The 22,537-nt window shown below is 73.5% G+C and carries 21 protein-coding genes and 2 tRNA genes; 14 read left to right on the forward strand and 9 right to left on the reverse strand.

What is annotated here, in order from left to right; translation table 11 throughout:
• The first annotated feature begins 7 nt into the window (after positions 1-7).
• Both QC029_RS08070 and QC029_RS08075 read left to right on the forward strand, forming a co-directional pair.
• The gene (locus QC029_RS08070) at positions 8-691 is read left to right on the forward strand and encodes an AIM24 family protein (RefSeq protein WP_279554785.1); all 684 of its coding nucleotides are present in this window, start codon (positions 8-10) and stop codon (positions 689-691) included.
• A 17-nt stretch (positions 692-708) separates the two neighbouring features.
• Positions 709-1,467, forward strand: a complete 759-nt coding sequence (locus QC029_RS08075; protein WP_279554786.1) for an AIM24 family protein — start codon at positions 709-711, stop codon at positions 1,465-1,467.
• A 59-nt stretch (positions 1,468-1,526) separates the two neighbouring features.
• On the opposite strand, the gene QC029_RS08080 is transcribed toward QC029_RS08075, so the two are convergent.
• Together QC029_RS08080 and QC029_RS08085 are read right to left on the reverse strand one after the other, a co-directional pair.
• Positions 1,527-2,054 carry an NUDIX hydrolase gene (locus QC029_RS08080; protein ID WP_279554787.1) on the reverse strand — a complete coding sequence of 176 codons (528 nt, stop codon included), beginning with the start codon at positions 2,052-2,054 and terminating at the stop codon, positions 1,527-1,529.
• Positions 2,051-3,529 carry a zinc-dependent metalloprotease gene (locus QC029_RS08085; RefSeq protein WP_279554788.1) on the reverse strand — a complete coding sequence of 493 codons (1,479 nt, stop codon included), beginning with the start codon at positions 3,527-3,529 and terminating at the stop codon, positions 2,051-2,053. Before QC029_RS08085 ends, QC029_RS08080 begins: the two co-directional genes overlap by 4 nt.
• Before the next feature lie 209 nt (positions 3,530-3,738).
• On the opposite strand from QC029_RS08085, the gene QC029_RS08090 reads away from it, so the two are divergent.
• The 4 genes from QC029_RS08090 (at position 3,739) to QC029_RS08105 (ending at position 7,018) form a co-directional block, all read left to right on the forward strand.
• Positions 3,739-4,848, forward strand: coding sequence for an SDR family oxidoreductase (locus tag QC029_RS08090; RefSeq protein WP_279554789.1), 1,110 nt, complete (start codon positions 3,739-3,741; stop codon positions 4,846-4,848).
• A 78-nt stretch (positions 4,849-4,926) separates the two neighbouring features.
• Positions 4,927-5,385, forward strand: a complete 459-nt coding sequence (locus QC029_RS08095; protein WP_279554790.1) for a molybdenum cofactor biosynthesis protein MoaE — start codon at positions 4,927-4,929, stop codon at positions 5,383-5,385.
• Between the two features lie 258 nt (positions 5,386-5,643).
• Positions 5,644-5,904 (forward strand): hypothetical protein, encoded by a 261-nt coding sequence (locus QC029_RS08100; RefSeq protein WP_279554791.1) that lies wholly within the window; start codon positions 5,644-5,646, stop codon positions 5,902-5,904.
• A gap of 25 nt (positions 5,905-5,929) precedes the next feature.
• Positions 5,930-7,018 carry a PDZ domain-containing protein gene (locus QC029_RS08105; protein WP_279554793.1) on the forward strand — a complete coding sequence of 363 codons (1,089 nt, stop codon included), beginning with the start codon at positions 5,930-5,932 and terminating at the stop codon, positions 7,016-7,018.
• Positions 7,019-7,086: 68 nt separating this feature from the next.
• Here QC029_RS08105 and QC029_RS08110 read toward each other — a convergent pair whose 3' ends face one another.
• Positions 7,087-7,677: a PPA1309 family protein gene (locus QC029_RS08110; RefSeq protein ID WP_279554795.1), complete on the reverse strand. Its 591-nt coding sequence runs from the start codon at positions 7,675-7,677 to the stop codon at positions 7,087-7,089.
• 134 nt (positions 7,678-7,811) lie between these two features.
• On the opposite strand from QC029_RS08110, the gene QC029_RS08115 reads away from it, so the two are divergent.
• From QC029_RS08115 to QC029_RS08130, 4 genes are all read left to right on the forward strand, one after another.
• A complete protein-coding gene (locus QC029_RS08115) occupies positions 7,812-10,766 on the forward strand; it encodes a UPF0182 family protein (RefSeq protein WP_279554871.1) in 2,955 nt (984 codons plus the stop codon).
• Positions 10,767-10,818: 52 nt separating this feature from the next.
• A tRNA-Met gene (locus tag QC029_RS08120) sits at positions 10,819-10,892 on the forward strand.
• A 185-nt stretch (positions 10,893-11,077) separates the two neighbouring features.
• The gene (locus tag QC029_RS08125; protein ID WP_279554796.1) at positions 11,078-12,790 is read left to right on the forward strand and encodes a tetratricopeptide repeat protein; all 1,713 of its coding nucleotides are present in this window, start codon (positions 11,078-11,080) and stop codon (positions 12,788-12,790) included.
• 68 nt (positions 12,791-12,858) lie between these two features.
• Positions 12,859-12,932 (forward strand) — tRNA-Met (locus QC029_RS08130).
• A 147-nt stretch (positions 12,933-13,079) separates the two neighbouring features.
• On the opposite strand, the gene QC029_RS08135 is transcribed toward QC029_RS08130, so the two are convergent.
• Positions 13,080-13,496 (reverse strand): Fur family transcriptional regulator, encoded by a 417-nt coding sequence (locus tag QC029_RS08135; RefSeq protein WP_279554797.1) that lies wholly within the window; start codon positions 13,494-13,496, stop codon positions 13,080-13,082.
• A gap of 133 nt (positions 13,497-13,629) precedes the next feature.
• Between QC029_RS08135 and QC029_RS08140 the strand changes: the two genes are divergently transcribed.
• Positions 13,630-15,096, forward strand: a complete 1,467-nt coding sequence (locus tag QC029_RS08140; RefSeq protein WP_279554799.1) for a catalase — start codon at positions 13,630-13,632, stop codon at positions 15,094-15,096.
• A gap of 88 nt (positions 15,097-15,184) precedes the next feature.
• Here QC029_RS08140 and QC029_RS08145 read toward each other — a convergent pair whose 3' ends face one another.
• Positions 15,185-15,610: a CBS domain-containing protein gene (locus QC029_RS08145; RefSeq protein WP_279554800.1), complete on the reverse strand. Its 426-nt coding sequence runs from the start codon at positions 15,608-15,610 to the stop codon at positions 15,185-15,187.
• 196 nt (positions 15,611-15,806) lie between these two features.
• On the reverse strand, positions 15,807-16,601 hold the full coding sequence (gene hisN, locus QC029_RS08150) for a histidinol-phosphatase (protein ID WP_279554802.1): 795 nt from the start codon (positions 16,599-16,601) through the stop codon (positions 15,807-15,809).
• A 185-nt stretch (positions 16,602-16,786) separates the two neighbouring features.
• Between hisN and QC029_RS08155 the strand changes: the two genes are divergently transcribed.
• A complete protein-coding gene (locus tag QC029_RS08155; RefSeq protein ID WP_279554803.1) occupies positions 16,787-17,419 on the forward strand; it encodes a TetR/AcrR family transcriptional regulator in 633 nt (210 codons plus the stop codon).
• A 22-nt stretch (positions 17,420-17,441) separates the two neighbouring features.
• Here the strand turns inward: QC029_RS08155 and rsgA are convergent, their stop codons facing one another.
• The 3 genes from rsgA to QC029_RS08170 all read right to left on the reverse strand — a co-directional run bounded on the left by rsgA (position 17,442) and on the right by QC029_RS08170 (position 20,797).
• A complete protein-coding gene (rsgA, locus tag QC029_RS08160) occupies positions 17,442-18,485 on the reverse strand; it encodes a ribosome small subunit-dependent GTPase A (protein ID WP_279554804.1) in 1,044 nt (347 codons plus the stop codon).
• Between the two features lie 14 nt (positions 18,486-18,499).
• On the reverse strand, positions 18,500-19,858 hold the full coding sequence (gene aroA, locus QC029_RS08165; RefSeq protein WP_279554805.1) for a 3-phosphoshikimate 1-carboxyvinyltransferase: 1,359 nt from the start codon (positions 19,856-19,858) through the stop codon (positions 18,500-18,502).
• Positions 19,859-20,083: 225 nt separating this feature from the next.
• Positions 20,084-20,797, reverse strand: a complete 714-nt coding sequence (locus QC029_RS08170) for a M50 family metallopeptidase (protein WP_279554806.1) — start codon at positions 20,795-20,797, stop codon at positions 20,084-20,086.
• A gap of 191 nt (positions 20,798-20,988) precedes the next feature.
• Between QC029_RS08170 and QC029_RS08175 the strand changes: the two genes are divergently transcribed.
• Positions 20,989-21,804 (forward strand): SOS response-associated peptidase, encoded by an 816-nt coding sequence (locus QC029_RS08175; RefSeq protein ID WP_279554807.1) that lies wholly within the window; start codon positions 20,989-20,991, stop codon positions 21,802-21,804.
• 4 nt (positions 21,805-21,808) lie between these two features.
• Positions 21,809-22,537: an alpha/beta family hydrolase gene (locus tag QC029_RS08180; protein ID WP_279554808.1), complete on the forward strand. Its 729-nt coding sequence runs from the start codon at positions 21,809-21,811 to the stop codon at positions 22,535-22,537.

Below are 22,537 nucleotides of genomic sequence, written 5' to 3' on the forward strand. Positions count from 1 at the left end.
GCCCGTCGTGAACCAGACAGTGATTTCGGGCTACGCCCCGACCCCGCCCGCCGCCCGCATGGAGAACCACGGCCCGCACATGGTGAGGATCGCCATGGCCGGGGGCCAGGACGTCTTCGCCCGCTCCGGCTCGATGGTCGCCTACGAGGGCTTCGTCCAGTACGAGGCCAACCCGCCGGCCGTCCGCCAGGCCGCCTCCCAGTGGCTCACCGGAGAGGGCGCGCCGCTGATGAAGTGCAGCGGCGACGGGCTGCTCTACCTGGCCGACTACGGCGCCGACGTCGTCTGCCTCAACCTGAACAACGAGTCCCTCTCCGTCAACGGCACCAACCTCCTCGCCTTCGACGCCCACCTCCAGTGGGGCGTCGAGCGCGTCAAGGGCCTGGCGAAGTTCGCCGGGCAGGGCCTGTTCAACGTGGGGATCTCCGGTACCGGCTGGGTCGCCCTCACCTCCCGCGGCACACCCGTCGTGGTGGACTGCGGACGGGGCGAGGACGAGACGTACGTCGACCCCGACGCCCTGGTGGCCTGGTCGGCCGGTCTGAAGATGAAGGGCAAGCGGAGCATGAAGGCGAGCGCGCTGATCGGCCGCGGCAGCGGCGAGGCGTACCAGATCGCCTTCTCCGGCCAGGGGTTCGTCGTCGTACAGCCCAGTGAGGACAGCACCGACCGCCTGCGCGTCCGGGGCTGAGGGGGGAAGGAAGAACCATGCAGAGTCCGCTCTTCGGCCACACCGAGGTGCAGAGCCAGGACCGCTACGCCCTGCAGAACCCGCAGCTGCTGCGGGTTCTGCTCGGCGGCCAGGACGACGTGCTCGCCCGCAAGGGCGCGATGGTCGCCTACCAGGGACTGATGGAGTTCGACGGCGAGTACAGGACCGGCCAGCAGCGCCGCAGGCAGGCGCGGACCGGTGAGGGCCTGGACCTGATGCGCTGTTCCGGGCAGGGCACGGTCTACCTGGCCAACCTCGCCCAGTACGTCCACGTCGTGGACGTGGACTCCGACGGCCTGACGGTCGACAGCTCCTACGTGCTGGCCCTCGACTCCTCCCTGCACTGGGAGGTGATCGCGGTGGACAGCCAGTTCGGCATCTCCGGCTCCGGCGCGTACAACCTCAACATCAGCGGGCACGGCAAGGTCGCGCTGATGACCTCCGGCCGGCCGCTGGCGCTCCAGATCACCCCGGACCGGTACGTCAGCGCCGACGCCGACGCGGTGGTCGCCTGGTCCAGCTCGCTGCGGGTGCAGATGCAGGCCCAGACCAGCTCCCAGAGCGTCTTCCGCCGGCGCGGCAACACGGGGGAGGGCTGGGAGCTGAGCTTCATGGGGCAGGGTTTCGCCCTCGTCCAGCCCAGCGAGCTGCTGCCGCCGCAGAACGCGGTGACCGGCCAGGGCCTGCGCGCGCAGTACGGCGCGGGCCAGCACGGCGCACGCGGCCAGAACCAGGGCAACATCTGGTCCAACTAGGCCCGGCCGGAGAGGCTCGGGGCAGGCAGGGCGCGCGGGTACAGCCCGCGCGCCCTGCCTCACAGCAGTGCGCGGGTGCGGTCCGCCAGCCGTACGACGGACTCGTCGGCCACCGCCGCCACCTCGTCCCAGCCGAACCAGCGCAGCTCCAGCGACTCCTCGCCGACCGCCTCCACCGCGCCCTCGGGCGCCAGGGCGGCGTACTGCACGTCCAGGTGCCAGGCGCACGGCGTCGCGTGACGGTCGAGGCGGGCGGGGCCGCCCGGCAGCAGGGTGAGCCCGGCGATGCCCGACTCCTCGACGGCCTCCCGCAGGGCGGCCCCGGCGAGCGTGGTGTCACCGGGCTCGCAGTGCCCGCCCGTCTGGAGCCACATCCGCAGCTTGCGGTGGTGCGTCAGCAGGACGCGTCCGCGTCCCGGGTCCACCACGAGGGCGCTCGCCGTGATGTGCCCGTCCGCGCAGGACCGCCACACCCCGTCCGGGTGGGCGGCCAGGTGGTCGCGGTACGACAGGCGCAGCGCGTCCTGCTCGCCGTCGGGCGCGGTCCACTCCTCGAGCGTCCGCGCCGCGTCCTCGCGCAGGCTCACCGGCCGCCGCCGCGCTCGTCCCCGCGCCCGTCCGCGCCGTCGTCCCCCTCGCGGTCCTCGCCGCGGTCCTCGCCGTGTTCCTCCTCGGCCCGGTTCCCCGCGGCGCCGCCCGTGCCGCCCTCGCCGCCGCCCAGCAGCCCCTCCAGTTCGGAGAAGTCCAGCTGCTCGCGGTGGACGAAGCCGTCCGGGTCGTCGAGGTCCTCGGCGGTCGGCAGCATGTCCGGGTGCGCCCACAGCCCGTCGCGGCCGTCCAGCCCGCGGGCGTCGGTGAGCGAGGCCCACAGCCGGGAGGCGTCGCGCAGCCGCCGGGGCCGCAGCTCCAGGCCGATCAGCGTGGCGAACGTCTGCTCGGCCGGACCGCCGCTGGCGCGGCGGCGGCGCAGCGTCTCGCGCAGCGCGGACGCGGACGGCAGATGGGGCTCGGCCGCGGCGTGCACCACCGCGTCCACCCAGCCCTCGACCAGCGCCAGCGCCGTCTCCAGCCGGGCCAGGGCGGCCTTCTGCTCGGGGGTGTCCTCGGGCTGGAACATGCCCTGCTGCAGCGCCTCCTGCAGCTCCTCCGGGCGCGTCGGGTCGAGCTGCCCGACGACGTCCTCCAGCTTGGCCGTGTCGACCTTGATCCCCCGCGCGTACCCCTCGACCGCGCCGAACAGGTGCGAGCGCAGCCACGGGACGTGGGCGAACAGCCGCTGGTGCGCCGCCTCGCGCAGCGCCAGGTACAGCCGGACCTCCTCCTGCGGGACGCCCAGGTCCTTGCCGAAGGCCGCGATGTTGATCGGCAGCAGCGCCGCCCTGCCCTTCGGCCCCAGCGGCAGCCCGATGTCGGTGGAGCCGACGACCTCGCCGGCCAGCACGCCCAGGGCGTGCCCGATCTGGGTGCCGAACATCGCACCGCCCATGGAGCGCATCATCCCCAGCAGCGGGCCCGCCATGGCCTGCATCTCCTCGGGGAGCACGTCGCCCATGGCCGCCCCGACCCGCTCGGCGACCGGGTCCACCAGGTCCTTCCACACCGGAAGAGTGGACTCCACCCACTCGGCGCGGCTCCAGGCGACCGCCGAACCGGAGCCGGAGGGCAGCGAGGTCACGCCGTCCAGCCACAGGTCGGCCAGGCGTACGGCCTCCTCCACCGCCTTCCGCTCCTGCGGGCTGACGCTGGCGTCCTTGGTGCCGTCCGGGGTGCCGGCGGCGACGGTCTGCCGGGCGATGTCCTTGGCCATGTCCCAGTTGACCGGCCCGCCCTCGTAGCTGAGCATCTGGCCGAGCCGCTGGAACGCGGCGCCCAGGTCGTTCGGGTCGACGCCGCCGGGGCCGCCGCCCAGCGATCCGAACATCGCCGCGAACGGGTTGTCGGCGCCGCCCTGTCCCCCGAACCCGAACGGGTTCGCGGGTCCCTGACCGCCCTTCTTCCGGCCGTCGTCGCCCTCCTCCGGCTCCTCGGGCGGAAGGCCGAATCCGAATGGGGTGTCACTCACGGGGTTCCTCGGCTCTGGTGGATGGGATGGATGGGATGCTCGGGATGGATTGGGGTGGATCAGGATGGATGCGGACGGAGTGGATGGGACGGGTGGGGACGACGGTGCGACGGCGTGCGATCTGGTGGGCCTTACGTCCAGCCTAGACACCTCTCGTGCAGGATGGAGCCTGCGCACCTCGTACCAGAGACAACCGCGGGAGACACCGGGTGAGTTCCCAGGAGCCAGACGTTCGCGGTCCGCGTAACGGCGCCGCACGGCCCGTCGTCGCGGTCACCGGCGCCGCCTCGGGGGTCGGCGCGCTGCTCACCGAGCGGCTGGCCGCCTCCCCCGAAGTGGGGCGGGTCGTCGCCATCGACGAGCGCCGCGGGGCGGTGGACGGCGCGCAGTGGCACGTCCTGGACGTGCGGGACCCGGCCATCGCCGACCGGCTGCGCGGCGACGGCGAACCGGTGGACACCGTGGTGCACCTCGCCCTCGACCTCGACCTGGAGACCGACGCCGCCGCCCGTACCGCCTACAACGTGCGCGGCGCCCAGACCGTGCTGACGGCGGCCGCCGCCGCGGGCGTGCGCCGGGTCGTGCTGTGCACCTCGGCGATGGTCTACGGGGCCCTGCCCGACAACGACGTGCCGCTGGCCGAGGACGCCGAGCTGCGGGCGACCGCCGAGGCCACCGGGGTGGGCGACCTGCTGGAGATCGAACGGCTCGCCCGGCGCGCCCCCCGCGCGCACCCCGGCCTGAACGTCACGGTGGTGCGCCCCGCCGTCCTGGTCGGCGGCACCGACACCGCCCTGACCCGCTACTTCGAGTCCCCGCGCCTGCTGGTCGTGGCCGGTTCCCGGCCCTGCTGGCAGTTCTGCCACGTCGAGGACCTGGCCGGGGCCCTGGAGTACGCGGCGCTGGGGAAGGTGGAGGGCGAGCTGGCGGTCGGCTGCGACGGCTGGCTGGAGCAGGAGGAGGTCGAGGAGCTCTCCGGCATCCGCCGCATGGAACTGCCCTCCGCCGTCGCGCTCGGCGCCGCCTCCCGGCTGCACCGCCTGGGACTGACGCCCTCCCCGGCCGGCGACCTGGCGTACACCATGCACCCCTGGGTGGTCAGCGGCTCCCGGCTGCACGAGGCGGGCTGGCGGCCGAAGTGGACCAACGAGGAGGTCCTGGCCACGCTGCTGGACGAGGTCGCCGGGCGCCACACGGTCGCGGGCCGCCGCCTGGGCCGCAAGGACGCCACCACGCTCGGCGCCGCGGGCGCGACCGTCGCCCTGGTGGGCACCGCCGCCCTGGTCCGGCGCGCCCGCAAGGCCCGCCGCAGGGTGTGACCCCCGGCACGCCGCGCCCCGGTGTGTCGGTCGGCCCGCCGCCGCGTGTCCCGGGCGCCCGTACGGCACCATGACCCCATGGCACAGACGTACGACCACCCCGGCGAGCGGGCGGCGCCCGATCCGATCCGGCTCCTGGCGATCCGCGACACCCCGCTCTCCGTGGACGAGGTCCTCTCGGCCGTCGGCGACGCGTCGGCGGGCGGCACCGCGCTGTTCGCGGGCACCGTGCGCGACCACGACGGCGGCGCCGGCGTGGCCCGGCTCGGCTACTCCTCGCACCCCACGGCCGGGGCCGAGCTGCGCCGCGTCGCGGAGGAGGTGGCCGCCGACTTCCCCGTACGGGCGCTCGCCGCGGTCCACCGGGTGGGGGACCTGTCGGTCGGCGACCTGGCCGTGGTCGTCGCCGTCTCCTGCGCGCACCGCGCCGAGGCGTTCGAGGCGTGCCGCCGGCTGATCGACGACCTGAAGCACCGGGTGCCGATCTGGAAGCACCAGACCTTCACGGACGGCACGGAGGAATGGGTGGGCGCGTGAGGGCCCCCGCCGGGAGGGCGGTGATCCCTCCGGGTGGCCGTCGGGCGCATGTGCCATGGCCCCGCGGGGAATGCCCGGGAACGCTGCTGGGAACGCTGCCGGGAGGAGTGCCGGAAGGGGCGCCCGCAGGACCGGTGCCGGGGAACGGACGGCCTTTCGGGTTGCGGAAAGGCACCCCTGCCGGAACCGTTGGTTCTTCCGGGATCTAGTCTGCTCATAGGCCGTTCTCCGGCGCATCAGAGGAATCGGGAGGTCACTGTGGCGGCACTCGCCTGGTTGCTGATTCCGTTCGTCGCCGCCGTCGGGGCCGCCGTGTGGTCCGTGTGGGCCTCGCGCAAGCCCAGCGGCTTCGGGGACGCCGAGGGAGTCGCCGGGTACGAGGCCTTCCGCGCCGCCATGGAACGCCCCCACGGCCGCGCGGCGCGGCCGGCGGACGGGGAGGACGAGCGGAGCGGGGAGAGCGGCCCGGCCGCCATGGTCCGCACGGCCCCGGACGGACGGGCCCCCGCAGCCGACTGACGCCCGGTTCCCGTACTGTCGTTGCATGCCACGCCGGACCGCGACGATGCTCACCTCCACCCTGCTGCTCATAGCCGTGCTCTGCGCCGGTGTCCTGATCAGGGTGCCGTACGCCGAGATGTCCCCGGGTCCCACGGTCAACACGCTCGGCGAGCACGACGGCGAACCGGTGCTGAGCATCGACGGCAGGAAGACGTACGAGCCCTCCGGGCACCTGAACATGACCACCGTCCGGGTCACCGGCGCCGACTACCGGATGAACCTCGTGGAGGCCGTCTACGGCTGGCTGGCCGAGGACAGCGCCGTCGTCCCGCACAACACCCTCTACCCCGACGACAAGTCGGCCGAGGAGGTGCGCGAGGAGAACGCCGAGGAGTTCACCCAGTCCCTGGAGAGCGCCAAGGTCGCGGCCCTGCGCGAGCTGGACATCCCGGTCGGCGAGCGGGTGGTCGTCGCCTCCGTGGTCAGGGGCGGGCCGGCCGAGGACAGGCTGCACGCCGGGGACGTGATCAGGGCCGTGGACGGCGAGCCCGTGGAGCAGCCGGGCGACGTCGCCGAGCTGGTGACCGGGCACGAGCCCGGCGAGGACGTGGTCTTCACCGTCGTCCCGGCCAAGCGGGCGGCGGCGGCCGAGAAGGCGGGCGAGGAGCCCGGCGGCGCCCGGAAGGTCACCGTCACCACCGAGGCGGCCGCCGACGACGGACGGGCCGTCGTCGGCATCCAGGCCGGGCTCGACCACACCTTCCCGTTCGAGATCGACATCAAGCTGGCCGATGTCGGCGGTCCCAGCGCCGGGCTGATGTTCGCCCTCGGCATCGTGGACAAGCTGACCCCCTCCGACCTCACCGGCGGCGAGTTCGTGGCCGGCACGGGCACCATCGACGGCGAGGGGCGGGTCGGCCCGATCGGCGGCATAGAGATGAAGACCATCGCGGCCCGGGACAAGGGCGCCGAGTACTTCCTCACCCCCGAGGACAACTGCGCGACCGCCGCCCGCGACGCGCCCGAGGGCCTGACCCTGGTGAAGGTCGGCACGATCGGCGACGCCCTGGGGGCCCTGGAGGACATACGCGAGGGGGAGACGGCCGGCCTGCCGCGGTGCGCGGCAGGCTGACCCGCTCCCGTACGCCCCGTTCCCCGGCCGGGGCGGGCGCCCGCCCCGGCCGGGGAACGGCCTCGCCGTCAGTCGCCGAAGGTGGCGGCCAGCGCCTCGGTGAGCCCGGGCACCAGGTCGGGCCCGGTGAGCACCTCGGTCGGCGAGTCCTTCTCGCGCAGCCGCAGCGCCGACTCGCGGGCGCCGTCCCGCAGCACCGCCACGGTCATCCGGACCTCCTGGCGCTCGGGGTGCTCGGCCACCCACCGCGCCAGCCGCTCCTCGGCGCCCTCCTCCTGGAGGTTCTCGGGGACGGACGCCTCCGCCGACGGCGGCAGCATCAGCCGCTCCACCGTCATCGCGCACCCGGCGACCGCGTCGGGCCAGGCGATGGTGGCGAGGAACTCGTCCAGGGGGACCCCGGTGGGCAGCTCGTCCTGCTCCACGGGGGTGAGGGGGGCGGGCACGGGGGCTTCGCCGGGCCGGCCCCCGTCGTCGTCGAGTCCGAGCTGCTCGGCCAGGGCGGGCTCCTCGGCGCGCAGCCGTTCGGTGTCGACCAGGGCGAACAGTCGGGCGGGCTGGTCCCAGCCCAGGCCCGCGACGTACTCGTCGATCTCGAGCACGGCACGGGTCAGCGGGCTGGCGGCCAGGGGTGTGCCGTCGATGGGAAGGTTGTTCATCCTCATATCGTGCCGCCGAACCCCCCGGGAACGGGAACCGGGTAAAGCTTGAGTAAGTTGCATGGGTGGGGCCCTAGCATTCGGGGCCAGTCCCATCCGTCGCTATCTTCGAGGTGCGCACCTTGGCTTTCCAGATGCCGGACCGGGGCCCGGGCGGGCCCTCAGGACCACGGATCAGTGTCGGCAGGCCCTCCAGGCGCGCCAAGACCCTGCTCATGACAGTGGGTGTGCTCGCCGTCCTGGCCATGCTCTTCGTCATGTTCGCGGGGTTCTGGACCGACTGGCTGTGGTATCGCTCGGTCCGCTACACCACCGTCTTCACCACCACCCTGTGGACCAAGGTCGGCATGTTCGCCGTCTTCGGTCTGCTGATGGCCGGCGCCGTCGGCCTCAACATCTGGCTGGCCCACCGGCTGAGGCCTCCGCTGAGCGCGATGTCGCTGGAGCAGCAGAGCCTGGACCGCTACCGGATGGGCATCGCCCCGTACAAGAAGTGGGTGCTGCTCGGCGTCACCGCGCTGGTGGGGCTGATCGCCGGCGCCTCCGCGGCCGGCCAGTGGCGCACCTGGCTGATGTGGGTGAACGGCGTGCCGTTCGGCACCACGGACCCCCAGTTCGGCAAGGACGTGGCGTTCTACGCGTTCGACCTCCCCTGGTACCGCTTCCTGCTGAGCTTCGGCTTCGCGGCGGCGGTGCTCTCCCTGCTGGCCGCCGCGCTGGTGCACTACCTCTACGGCGGGCTGCGGCTGACCACCCCGGGCGCCCGGGCGACGTCCCAGGCCACCGGCCACCTCTCGGTGCTGCTCGGCATCTTCGTGGCGCTCAAGGCGGTGGCGTACTGGCTCGACCGCTACGGCCTGGCGGTGAAGTCCGGTGACTTCAAGGCGACGAACAACTGGACGGGCCTGCGGTACGTCGACGCCAACGCCTACCTCCCGGCGAAGACGATCCTGTTCTTCATCGCCGCCATCTGCGCGGTGCTCTTCTTCGCCACCCTGTGGCGGCGCACCTGGCAGCTGCCGGTGATCGGCTTCGGCCTGATGGTCCTCTCGGCCATCCTGATCGGCGGCCTCTACCCGGCGATCGTGCAGAAGTTCCAGGTCCAGCCGAACGAGCAGGCCAAGGAGGCGCCGTACATCAAGAAGAACATCGACGCCACCCGCGACGCCTACGACATCGACGACGCCAAGGTCTCGGACTACTCGGGCGAGAGCGAGGCGAGCAACGAGGAGCTGCGCGACGCGGCGGACACCACCGCCAGCATCCGGCTGCTCGACCCGAACGTCGTCTCGCCCAGCTTCCAGCAGCTCCAGCAGGTCCGCAGCTACTACCAGTTCCCGGCCACCCTGGACGTGGACCGGTACTCCACCGAGGACGGCAGGGAGCAGGACACCGTCGTCGGCCTGCGCGAGATCAACATCAACGGCATCACCGAGCGCAACTGGATCAACGACCACTTCAAGTACACCCACGGCTTCGGCATGGTGGCCGGCAAGGGCACCGAGGTGGCCTCGACCGGCGCGCCGGACTTCATCGAGAAGAACCTGCCCCCCACCGGGCAGCTCGGCGAGTACGAGCCGCGGGTCTACTACGGCGAGAAGACCACGCAGTACTCGATCGTCGGCGGTCCGCAGAAGGAACTGGACTACATCGCCGGCAGCGAGGAGAAGACCTACAGCTACCAGGGCGACAGCGGGGTCGACCTGAGCAACGTGGCCAACCGCGCGGCCTACGCGGTGACCTTCAACGAGCCGCAGATCCTCTACTCGGGCGCGATCGGCGAGGGTTCGCGGATCCTCTACAACCGCACGCCCAAGGAGCGCGTCGAGGCGGTGGCCCCCTGGCTCACCATCGACGGCGACCCGTACCCGGCGGTGGTGGGCGACCGCATCCAGTGGATCGTCGACGCCTACACCACGACCAACCAGTACCCGTACTCCTCCCGCACCACCCTGGGCGAGACCACGGCCGACGCGCTGACCGACGGCCAGCGCGCGGTCATCGCCCAGCAGAACCGGGTCAACTACATCCGCAACTCGGTCAAGGCCACCGTGGACGCCTACTCGGGCGAGGTGAAGCTGTACGAGTGGGACACCCGGGACCCGGTGCTGAAGACCTGGATGAAGGCCTTCCCCGGCACGGTGGAGCCGCGCAGCGAGATCGACGAGTCGCTGCTGAACCACTTCCGCTACCCGCAGGACCTGTTCAAGGTGCAGCGGGAGCTGCTGACGCGCTACCACGTCACCAGCGCCAGCCAGTTCTACAGCGGCAGTGAGCGCTGGCAGGTGCCGGACGACCCGACCCAGCAGGAGGGCAACGCCGTCCCGCCGTACTACCTGAGCATGAAGATGCCGGACCAGGAGGAGCAGACCTTCTCCCTGACGACGACCTTCAACCCCAGCGGGCGCGAGACGCTCGGCGCCTTCATGGCCGTCAACGCCGACGCCCGCAGCGACGACTACGGCACGATCAGGATCCTGAAGCTGCCGTCCAACACCACGGTGTCCGGCCCCCAGCAGGTGCAGAGCCGGTTCAACTCCGACACCGAGATCGCCAACGAGATCAACATCCTCCGGCGCGGTGACTCGGAGGTCGAGTACGGCAACCTGCTCACCGTGCCGCTGGAGGGCGGTCTGCTCTACGTCGAGCCGGTCTACGTCCGCGGCGCGGGCACCAACTACCCGCTGCTGCGGAAGGTGCTGGTGACCTACGGGGAGGAGACCGCGTTCGAGAACACCCTCGGCGAGGCCCTGGACTCCGTCTTCGGGGTCGAGGGGGACGCGGGACCCCCGGAGGGCGAGGAGCGGCCGGAGGGCGAGGAGCCGCCTCCGGGCGAGGAGGACACGACCACACCGCCGCCCTCCGGTGACGCGACGGTGCAGGATGCCCTGAACGACGCCCGGGAGGCGTTCGACGCGGGCCAGGAGGCGCTGGGCGAGCAGGACTGGGACGCCTACGGCCAGGCCCAGCAGGACCTGGAGGACGCGCTCCGGCGGGCCGCCGAGGCCGAGCAGTCCGCGGGCGGCGACGGCGCGAACGGCGGCGGATCCGACAACAGGAACAACGACCAGGGACGCCAGGAAGAGTGAACCGGTGGTGAGTGGCTCCCCCCGCGCCGTGGTAAGGTTGTGAACACAACGGCGCGGGGTGGAGCAGCTCGGTAGCTCGCTGGGCTCATAACCCAGAGGTCGCAGGTTCAAATCCTGTCCCCGCTACTAACGGAGAAGGACCCGGAGTCAATGACTCCGGGTCCTTTTTCGCGTGGTGGGCATGCGAGATGAGAGGCGCGTGATAGCGCTTTGCGTTTGGATGGTAGCTGTATCGGGAAGTCGACAAAACGCTGAAGTGACTTCCTTGGCGGCGGTATACCAGGTGTACGCGGGTTGCGGGTGGTGCGACGATGGGCCTCATGGGGGACAAGGCGAGAACTGAGGGCGCGGGGGGCGGTGTGAGCCGCACGCACCTCCGCGAACACCGCGACACGGATGCCATCAGCGCGCTCGGCGCCCGGCTGCTGCGCCGGGGCGACCTGGACGGGGCCGAGCCGTACCTGCGTGCCGCCGCCGCCGCCGGCGACCGTGCCGCCGCGAACAACCTGGGGGTCCTGCTCCACCAGCTCGGCCAGGCCGAGGAGGCCGCGGGCTGGTGGCGCGTCGCCGCCGTCGCCGGTTCGGCCGCCGCGGCTCACTCCCTGGGCCGCCACCACCGCGAGCGCGGCGACGAGACGGCCGCCGAGTACTGGCTGCGGCAGTCCGCCGAGTCCGGCCACGCCCTCGGCGCGTACGCCCTCGCCGACCTGCTGGAGCACCGGGGCGAGGACGGGGCCGAGGAGTGGTTCCGGGCCGCCGCCGAGCGCGGCCACCGCGAGGCGGCCTACCGCATCGCGAGGATCCTGACGCGCCGTCCGGAGGGCGGCGCCGCCGAGGCCGAGCAGTGGTACCGCCAGGCCGCGGCGCGCGGCCACCGCCGCGCCGCGCTGCGTCTGGGCACGCTCCTGGAGGAGCGCGGCGAGTCGCAGGAGGCGGCCCGCTGGTACCTGACGGCGGCCAAGGACGGCGAGGCGCGCGCCGCCTGCGCGCTGGGCTTCCTGCTGCGCGACGCGGGCGACACCGACAGCGCCGCCGAGTGGTGGCGCCGCGCCGCACAGGACGGCGACGGCAACGCGGCCAACGCGCTGGGCGCGCTGCACGCCGAGCGCGGCGAGCGGCAGACCGCGGAGCGCTGGTACCGCGTCGCGCTGGAGGCGGGCGACATCAACGGCGCCTTCAACCTCGCGCTGCTGTGCGCCGCCGAGGGCCGTACCGCCCAGGCCGAGCAGTGGTACCGCCGCGCCGCCTACGCCGGGCACCGCGAGGCCGCCAACGCGCTCGCCGTCCTGCTGCTCCAGCGCGGCGACGCGGCGGGCGCCGAGCCGTGGTTCTCCAAGGCCGCCGAAGCCGGCAGCGTGGACGCCGCGTTCAACCTCGGCATCCTGCACGCGGGCCGGGGCGAGGAGGAGCGGGCCCGGCAGTGGTACGAGCAGGCCGCCGCGGCCGGCCACACCGAGGCCGCGCTCCAGGTGGGCATCGCGCTGCTGCGCGAGGGCGACACGCACACCGCCGAGCGGCACCTGCGCCGCGCGGCGGGCGGGGGCAGTGTGGAGGGCGCCTTCCGGCTGGCGGCGCTGCTGGAGCGCCAGGCGCCGACGGCGAGCGCCCTCGACGCGCACGGTCCGCCCGCCGAGTACGAGGAGTGGTACGAGCGGGCGGCCGAGCAGGGGCACCGGCGTGCACAGGTCCGGCTGGGCATGTGCGCGGCGGCACGCGGCGACGTGGTGCGGGCCGCGCACTGGTACCGCGTCGCGGCGGAGGCGGGCAGCAGCAACGGCGCCTTCAACCTCGGCCTGCTGCTGGCCCGTGAGGGCAGCGAGCCGGAGGCCGCCCTGTGGTGGACGCGCGCGGCCGAGGCGGGCCACGGCCGGGCCGCCCTGCGCCTGGCCCTGCTGAACGCCCGGTGCGGCGATCTGGCGGCCGGCCGCCACTGGTGCGCCCGTGCCGTCGAGCTGGGCCCGCCGGAGGTCGCCGAGCGCGCGGCGCGGCTGTGCGAGGCCCTCCACGAGGAGCTGACGGCCTGAGGCCGGAGCGGGGCGTTTTCTCGATTTGCGCTGGTCGGCGGAGCAGGGGTACTGTTGAACCACAACGACGCGGGGTGGAGCAGCTCGGTAGCTCGCTGGGCTCATAACCCAGAGGTCGCAGGTTCAAATCCTGTCCCCGCTACTGAAGGCCCGGGGCCCGGATCCAGATGACGGATCCGGGCCCCGGGCGTTTTCGCGCTTTCTGCGTGCCCCGTGGCGTGCTGCGTGTGCGGAACGCGTACGGGGTACGGGCCGGGCGGGCGCCCGGACCCGGGGAGCCAGCCGTGCGTCAGGCGGAGGCGCAGGAGGGGCACAGGCCCCGGTAGGTGACCGTCGCCTCGGAGAGGGCGAACCCGTAGCGCTCCCCCTCGGGGAGCAGGGCGAGCGGGTCGCCGGAGGGGCGGACGTCGCGGATCACGCCGCACCGCGAGCACACCAGGTGCTGGTGGGAGTGGTGGGCGTTCGGGTCGTACCGCTTGGCGCGGCCGTCCGTGCTGACCTCGAGCACCTCGCCGATCGACACCAGCTCGCCGAGGGTGTTGTAGACGGTGGCGCGGGAGATCTCCGGCAGTCTCTCGGCCGCGCGCGCGTGCACCTCGTCGGCGGTGTAGTGAACATGCTCACCATCGAGGACCTCGGCGACGACTCGCCGCTGGGCGGTCAGCCGCCAGCCGCGATCCCGGAGACGTTGAAGCAGGTCACTCATGTTTCCACCTTAGCAGTGCGCGTCCACAGCCGGATTCTGTATGGTCTTCATCGTCTTCTTGACTTAGACATTGTCCAATGTAGGATCGCGTTCGGCTTCAGCCAAGGGGACAGGACAGATTCAGGAGGCGCATGTGACTGCCCAGATCGAGAACGCCGGGCCGCTGACCACGGAGGCCGGTGCTCCCGTCGCGGACAACCAGAACAGCGAGACCGCAGGCTCGGGCGGCCCGGTCCTGGTCCAGGACCAGCTCCTGCTGGAGAAGCTCGCCCACTTCAACCGCGAGCGCATCCCCGAGCGGGTCGTCCACGCCCGCGGCGCGGGCGCCTACGGCACCTTCACCGTCACCGCGGACGTGACGAAGTACACCCGGGCGAAGTTCCTCGCCGAGGTCGGCAAGGAGACCGAGGTCTTCCTGCGCTTCTCGACCGTCGCCGGCAACCTGGGCGCGGCCGACGCGGTGCGCGACCCGCGCGGCTTCGCGGTGAAGTTCTACACCGAGGAGGGCAACTACGACCTCGTCGGCAACAACACCCCGGTGTTCTTCATCAAGGACGCCATCAAGTTCCCCGACTTCATCCACACCCAGAAGCGCGACCCGTACACCGGCTCCCAGGAGGCGGACAACGTCTGGGACTTCTGGAGCCTGAGCCCGGAGTCCACCCACCAGGTGACCTGGCTCTTCGGCGACCGCGGCATCCCGGCCTCCTACCGCCACATGGACGGCTTCGGCTCGCACACCTTCCAGTGGAACAACGAGGCCGGCGAGGTCTTCTGGGTCAAGTACCACTTCAAGACCGACCAGGGCATCAAGTGCCTCACCCAGGACGAGGCCGACCTCCTGGCGGGCAAGGACCCCGACAGCCACCAGCGCGACCTGCGCGAGTCCATCGAGCGCGGCGAGTACCCGAGCTGGACGGTCTACGTCCAGATCATGCCGGCGGACGAGGCCCCGAACTACCGCTTCAACCCGTTCGACCTGACCAAGGTCTGGCCGCACGGCGACTACCCGCTGATCGAGATCGGCAAGATGGAGCTCAACCGCAACCCGGAGAACATCTTCGCCGAGGTCGAGCAGTCGATCTTCTCCCCGCACCACTTCGTGCCGGGCATCGGTCCCTCCCCGGACAAGATGCTCCAGGGCCGGCTGTTCGCCTACGGCGACGCGCACCGCTACCGGGTGGGCATCAACGCCGACCAGCTGCCGGTGAACCGCCCGCACGCCACCGAGGCCCGCAGCCACGGCCGCGACGGCTTCATGTACGACGGCCGCCACGGCCGGGCGAGGAACTACGAGCCCAACAGCTTCGGCGGCCCGGCCGAGACCGGCCGCGCGCTGTGGCAGCCGGTTCCGGTCGCCGGGACCACCGGTGACATCCCCGCTCCCTCGCACGCCGAGGACAACGACTTCGTCCAGGCGGGCAACCTCTACCGCCTGATGACGGAGGAGGAGAAGGGGCGCCTGATCGACAACCTGGCGGGCTTCATCGCGAAGGTCTCGCGCGACGACATCGTCAAGCGGGCCGTCGAGAACTTCCGCCAGGCCGACGAGGACTACGGCAGGAGGCTGGAGGCCGCGGTCAAGGCCCTGCGCGGCTGACCCACGGCTCCTCGCCGTACGAACCCGGGGGGACCGGACGCCAGTGGGCTCCGGTCCCTCCGGCGCGTTCCGGTGCGGACGGCCGCCCTCAGACGGCCACCGCGCCGGCGGGCGCCGCCACCGGAGCGCCCTCGCGCGCCGACGACCAGCAGCGGACGATGTCGCGCACCGACACCACCCCCACCGGCTCCCGGTCGTCGAGCACGATCAGATGGCGGAAGCCGCCGTGCGTCATGGCCCGCGCGGCGTCGTCCAGGGTCCAGCCGGGGGCGGCGAAGACCACGTCGGTGGTGGTGTGCAGGTGCGCGGGCTCGCGGTCGGGATCCTGCCCGGCCCCCACGGCGTTGAGGATGTCGCGTTCGGTGAGGATGCCGACGCCGCCGGCGTCGGGGTCGAGGACGACGGCCGCGCCGACCCGGCGGGCGGACATCAGCCGGGCGGCCTGGCGGAGGGTGTGGGCGGGGCCGATGGTGAGAACCACGGTGCTCATGGCGTCGCGGACGAGGGTGGTCATGGCGGTTGGTGCCACCTCCTTGGCGGAATCCCGGGCTGGAGAAGGGATTCACAAGCTCACAAGCGGGGGGATTCTCATGTTCACATGCCGCCGGAGCCGCAACAAGGGGCGCGTCGCCACGAGTTGACCGTGCGTCGGCCGGTTCGCGCGCTCCGCCGGAGGGGGCCCGCGCGGATCCGCCCGGCGGAGCGCCCCCCTAGTCGCCGAGGTAGGCGAGCAGATCCTCGTGGAGCAGCCCGTTGGAGGCCGCCGCGTTCCCGCTGTGCGGGCCCTCGCGCCCGTCCAGACCGGTGAAGGCGCCGCCCGCCTCCCGCACGATGACCGCGTTCGCCGCCATGTCCCACAGCGACAGTTCCGGCTCCGCGCACATGTCCACCGATCCCTCGGCGACCATCATGTACGGCCAGAAGTCGCCGTAGCCGCGGGTGCGCCAGCAGTCCCGGGTCAGGTCGAGGAAGCCGCCGAGCTTGCCGCGCTCCTCCCAGCCGCCGAGCGAGGAGAAGGCGAACGAGGCGTCCTGGACGCGGGCGACCCGCGAGACCGACAGCCGGTTCGCGGAGGTCAGGCTGCGGCCGGTGTACGCGCCGGCGCCCAGCGCCGCCCACCAGCGCCGGTTCAGGGCCGGGGCCGACACCACGCCGACCACCGGGCGGTCGCCCTCCTCGCCCCGCTCCATCAGCGCGATCAGCGTGGCCCACACCGGGACGCCGCGCACGTAGTTCTTGGTGCCGTCGATCGGATCGATGACCCAGCGGCGCGGACCGCGCCCCTCGCTGCCGAACTCCTCGCCCAGGACCGCGTCGCGCGGCCGCGCCCGCTGCAGGGAGGTGCGGATCAGCTCCTCGGCCGCCTTGTCGGCCTCGCTCACCGGCGTCATGTCGGGTTTGGTCTCGACCTTGAGGTCGAGGGCCTTGAACCGCTCCATCGTCGTGGCGTCGGCGGTGTCGGCCAGTACGTGGGCGAGACGCAGGTCATCGTGGTAGTCGGGCATGGACGAACAGTATCCAGCGACGCGGCGGGCCAGCCACACGGGAGTGTCCAACCGGGTGGGCGGCCGCGCGCCCGAGGCGGTGAGCCGGTGCGCGGCGCCTTGACACCCTCCGTGACCGCGCCGATGCTGTGCGGCGACCTGCCGCGTCCGGGGAGGCGTCGACGACTTCGGAGATGACCTCGGAGATGACCTCGGAAAGGACCTCCGCGGTGCCCGCCGCGGGCCCCGCGGCGCCGCCCGCGGCGCGCCGGGCCCTGCTGCGCGCCGCCCGCGCCGCCCTCTCCGAGAAGCCCTGGCCCCGCGTCCGCATGGTCGAGGTCGCCGCCGAGGCCGGGTTCTCCCGCCAGACCCTCTACAACGAGTTCGGCTCCAAGGAGGGGCTCGGCACGGCCCTGGTCGCCCGCGAGCTGGAGGCCTTCCTCGACCGCGCCGCCCGCGCCGCGGGCCGGGCGGCCCGCGACACCGCCGATCCCGTCGCGGGCTGCGCCGCGGCGGCCGTCGGGGTGGTGCGCGCCGCCCACCGCGATCCGCTGGTGCGCGCCGCCCTCACCGGCTGCTGGGAGGCCCGGCTGCCCCCGCCCGGTCCGGAGCCGGACCGGCTGGCCGCGCGGCTGCGCGACCGTACCGCCGCCGCGCTGGCGTCCGCCCGTACGGCCGGCCCCGGCGCGCCCGGAGCCACCGCGCTGCGCCACGCCTGCGAGGTGGGCCTGCGGCTGGCGCTGTCCTACGTCGTCGCGCCCTGCGACGGCCCGCCCGAGGCGACCGAGGAGGCCGCGGGGGCCCATGTCGTCCAGGTCCTGCGGGCACTGCTCGGCTGACCCCGGCCCGGCCCGCCGGGGGTCAGTCGTCCTCGCCGCGCTCCCGGGTGGCCAGCAGACGGCGCAGGGAGTACAGCCGGGCCGGCTCCGCGTGGCCCTCGGCGACCCAGGCGTCCAGCGCGCAGTCCTGCTCGTCGTGGCTGCAGGCGCGCGGGCAGTCCGCGGTGCCCGGCACCAGATCGGGGAAGGCGTTGATCACCCGGGACGGGTCGACGTGGTTCAGCCCGAAGGACCGCACGCCCGGGGTGTCGATCACCCAGCCGCCCCGCCGCGTCGGGGGGAACCCCATGTCCTCGGGGGCCCCGGGCAGCGGCAGCGCGAGCGCCGAGGTGGTGGTGTGGCGACCGCGTCCGGTGACGGCGTTGACGTGGCCCGTCGCCCTCCGGCGGTCGGGCGGGACGAGCGCGTTGACCAGGGTGGTCTTGCCCACCCCGGAGTGGCCGACGAAGGCGGTGGTCCGCCCCCACAGCAGCTCGCGCACCCGGTCGGCCGCACCGCCGTCGACCAGCCCCTCGCGGTCGGTCACCACATGGCGCACCCCCAGCGGGGCGTACGTCTCCAGCAGCGGGCCGGGCGGGGCCAGGTCCGACTTGGTGAGGACCAGCAGCGGCTCCAGTCCCGCGTCGTAGGCGGCCACCAGACAGCGGTCGATCAGCCGGGGGCGGGGCTCGGGATCGGCCAGGGCGGTGACGATGGCGAGCTGGTCGGCGTTGGCGACGACGACCCGCTCGTAGGGGTCGTTGTCGTCGGCCGTGCGCCGCAGCACCGAGGTGCGCTCCTCGACCCGCACGATCCGCGCCAGGGTGTCCTTGTCCCCCGACAGGTCCCCGACGACCGCCACCCGGTCGCCGACCACGACGCCCTTGCGGCCCAGCTCGCGGGCCTTCATGGCGGTGATGGCGCGGCCGTCCACCAGGCAGGTGATCCGGCCCCGGTCCACGGTCAGGACGAAGCCCTCGGAGGCGTCCTCGTGCTTGGGCCGGATGCTGGTGCGCGGGCGGCTGCCCCGGCGGTTGGGGCGGACCCGGATGTCGTCCTCGTCGGTGTGCTTGCCGTAGCGGCGCATGGCGGATCCGCCTCTTATCCTCTGCCCCTGTCGCCTTCGAGCATGGCGCTCCACAGGTCGGGGAAGTCGGGCAGGGTCTTGGCGGTGGTCGCGACGTTCTCCACCTCGACGCCCTCGACCACCAGGCCGAGCACCGCGCCCGCCGTGGCCAGCCGGTGGTCCTCGTAGGTGTGGAAGACCCCGCCGTGCAGCGGGCGCGGGCGGATGACCAGGCCGTCCTCGGTCTCGGTGACGTCGCCGCCGAGGCCGTTGATCTCCTTGGTGAGCGCGGCCAGCCGGTCGGTCTCGTGCAGCCGCAGGTGCGCCACGCCGCGCAGCCGCGACTCGGAGTCGGCCAGCGCCGCGACCGCCGCGATGCCGGGGGTCAGCTCGCCCACCTCGCTCAGGTCCACGTCGATGCCGTGGATCCGGCCGGTGCCGGTGAGGGTCAGTCCGTGCTCGTCCAGCTCGCAGCGGCCGCCCATCTCGGTGAAGATCTCGCGCAGCGCGTCACCGGGCTGGGTGGTGTGCGCGGGCCAGTCGGGGACCGTCACCCGGCCGCCGGTGACGAGCGCGGCGGCGAGGAAGGGCTGGGCGTTGGACAGGTCGGGTTCGACGACCAGGTCCCGGCCGAGCAGCGCGCCGGCCGTGACCCGCCAGACGTTCGGCTCGCCCCCGGACTCGGGGGTGTCCACCTGGGCGCCCGCGGCGCGCAGCATGTCGACCGTCATCCGGATGTGCGGCATGGACGGCAGGGGGCCGCCGGTGTGGCGGACCTCGACGCCCTGGTTGAAGCGGGCGCCGGAGAGCAGCAGGGCGCTGACGAACTGGGAGGACGAGGAGGCGTCGATCTCCACCGGGCCGCCGGTCAGGGAGCCGCCGCCGTGCACGGTCATCGGAAGCGCGCCGCGCCCGCCGTCGTCGACGCGTGCGCCGAGGGCGCGCAGCGCGTCGATCACGCCGTGGAGGGGACGTTCGTGGGAGCGCTTGTCGCCGTCGAAGTGGACCGGCCCGTCGGCCAGGGCGGCGACGGGCGGCAGGAAGCGCATCACGGTGCCGGCGTTGCCGACGTCCACGGTGGCGGGGCCGTGCAGCCCGGCCGGGATGACGCGCCACGCCTCACCGGTGACGCCGGGGTCCGCGGAACCGCCCGCGACGGAGACGGAGCTGGAGGACACCGTCTCCTCGATGCCCACCCCCATGGCGCGCAGCCCCTCGGCCATCAGCAGGGTGTCGCGCGACCGCAGCGGGCGGCGCAGCCAGCCCGGCTCGGAGGCGAGGGCGGCGAGCACCAGACCGCGGTTGGTGACCGACTTCGATCCGGGCACGGTGACGGTCGCGTCGACGGCGCCGGACGCGAGCGGAGCAGGCCAGAGAGTGGTGTTGGCGGTCATGGACCCAACTTTAGTGGTTCGGACGCGGCGGGAATCCGATCGAACACCGGGGAACGCGCCGGGACACCGCTGGGGCACCGCTGGGGCACTGCCAAGACACTGCCGGGGCACCGCTGGGGCACTGTCAAGACACTGCCGGGACACGGGGATGCCGGGCGGCGCCGAGGAGGGGTGAGGGGTTCCGGGGGCGCCGGGAGCGGTGCCGGGAGGCGTGGGGAAGGGGCGTCACAGGCCCAGCAGCCACCGCCCGCCGCCGGTCAGCGAGCACAGCGCGACGGCGTGGAAGAGGAGCAGCCACAGCGGCGCGGGCGCGTTCGTCAGCCGCGCGAGCTGGTCGGCGTCGGAGTCCGGCGCCTCGCCCCGGCGCCGCTTGCCCTGGAGCTCGAAGACGGGCCGCACGCCGCCCAGCAGCAGGAACCACACCACCCCGTACGCGAACGCCGCCTGCACCTCGGTCCCGGCGAACCACGACACCAGGAGGAACACCCCGCCGGTGACGACGACGGTGAGCACCCCGTAGGCGTTGCGCACCATCACCAGCATCGCCAGCAGCAGCGCCGTGGCCCCCCACAGCAGCGCGGTGACGTGTCCGGCGGCCAGCAGCCACGCCCCGGCCAGGCCGAGCAGCGACGGCGCGGTGTACCCGGAGGCCGCCGTCAGCACCATGCCGATCCCGGTCGGCCTCCCCCGGGAGACGGTCAGTCCGGAGGTGTCCGAGTGCAGGCGTATGCCCTCCAGCCGCCGCCCGGTCAGCAGCGCCACGAGCCCGTGCCCGCCCTCGTGGGCGATGGTCACCGCGTTGCGCGCCACCCGCCACGGCCCCCGCGCCGCGACGACGGCCAGGGCCACGAGCCCGGTGGCCACCACGACCGGGAACGACGGGTCGGGCTGGGTCCCGACGACGCGGTCCCACACCTCGGCGATGCTGTCCGTGTCCATGCCCGGCCGGCCCCTTCCCCTGGTCGCCTGTCCGCTCCCGCCGCTCCGCGCGCTCCCGCCGGCCCCGGCCCCGGTGCGGGTGCGGTGCGGGCGCGGTGCGGTGTCCCGCAGTGTGTCACGGCCGTCCCGCGGGGCCCCGGCCCGGCCGATCACCGTGCCAACCGCCGGCCGGGCGTGGCAGGGTGGCAGACATGTGCGGACGGTATGCGGTGAGCCGTGGGCCCGAGGAACTGGCGGGACTGTTCGGCGTGGAGAAGTGGGACCCGGCCGAGGCGCTGGCGCCCGACTGGAACGTGGCCCCGACCAAGCGGGTGTACGCGGTGCTCGACCGGCCGCTGAAGGACAGCGGCGACGAGCGCCCCGTGCGCCAGCTCAGGGTGCTGCGCTGGGGGCTGGTGCCCTCCTGGGCGAAGTCCCCGGACGTAGGCGTGAAGATGATCAACGCGCGGGCCGAGACGGTGCACGAGAAGCCCTCCTACCGCCGCCCCTTCGCCGCCCGGCGCTGCCTGCTGCCCGCAGACGGCTACTACGAGTGGGTCACCGGGACGGCCGAGCGGCAGGAGGAGGAGAAGGGCAGGCGCAAGCGGCCGCGCAAGCAGCCGTACTTCGTGACGCCGGCCGACGGATCGGTGATGGCGATGGCCGGGCTCTACGAGTTCTGGCGGGACAGGACGCTGCCCGACGACCACCCCCAGGCGTGGTGGGCGACCTGCGCGGTGATCACCACCGAGGCGCAGAGCGAGCCGTTCGCGGGCGCCGGCGGGAGCGGACCGCGCGCCCTCGCCGACATCCACCCCCGGATGCCGCTCGTGCTCACCCCCGACCGCTGGGACGCCTGGCTGGACCCGGCCCGCACCGACGCGGACGACGTGCGCGGACTGCTGGTGCCGCCGCCCGCGGAGGCCATGCGGGCCTACCCGGTGAGCAGCGAGGTCAGCAACGTGCGCAACAACGGGCCCGAGCTGCTGGAGGAGCTTGACGCCCCCGAGGCCGGGACGCTGTTCTGAGCCGGTGACCGACAGCAACGACAGCAACGACACCGACGACGCAGACCCCACGGACCGCGCAGACCCCACGGACCGCGCCGACCACGCGGCCGGCCCGGAGGACGGCGGGACCGCCGAGACGGTCGTCGCCACACCGGCCGGGCCGGCCCGTGTCACCTGGCGGCGCGCCGGACGGCCGCGCCTCCTCCTCGCGCTCGGGCACGGCGCCGGTGGCGGCATCGAGGCCCGCGACCTGCGTGCCCTGGCCGGGGAGCTGCCCGCGCACGGCGTCTCCGTCGCGCTGGTCGAGCAGCCCTGGCGGGTGGCGGGCAGGAGGCTGGCGCCCGCGCCCGCGAAGCTGGACGAGGCGTGGCGGGCAGTGTGGCCCCTCCTGGAGGGGGAGGGGCTGCCGGTCGTCTCCGGCGGGCGCAGCGCCGGGGCGCGCGTGGCCTGCCGGACCGCCGCCGAACTCGGGGCGCACGCCGTGCTCGCGCTGGCCTTCCCCCTGCACCCCCCGGGGAAACCGGAACGGTCCCGGGCCGGCGAGCTGCTGGGCGCCGGGGTGCCGACCCTGGTCGTCCAGGGCGGACGCGACCCGTTCGGGCGCCCCGGGGAGTTCCCGGCGGGCACGGAGGTCGTCGAGGTGCCGGAGGGCGACCACGGCTTCGCCGTGCCGAGGAGGGCGGCGGTCGGGCAGGAGGAGGCGCTCGGTGTGATCACCGGCTCGGTGCGCGCGTGGCTGGCGCGGGAATGA

The organism is Streptomyces sp. DH37, assembly GCF_029813835.1.
In the GTDB taxonomy this organism is placed as follows: domain Bacteria; phylum Actinomycetota; class Actinomycetes; order Streptomycetales; family Streptomycetaceae; genus Streptomyces.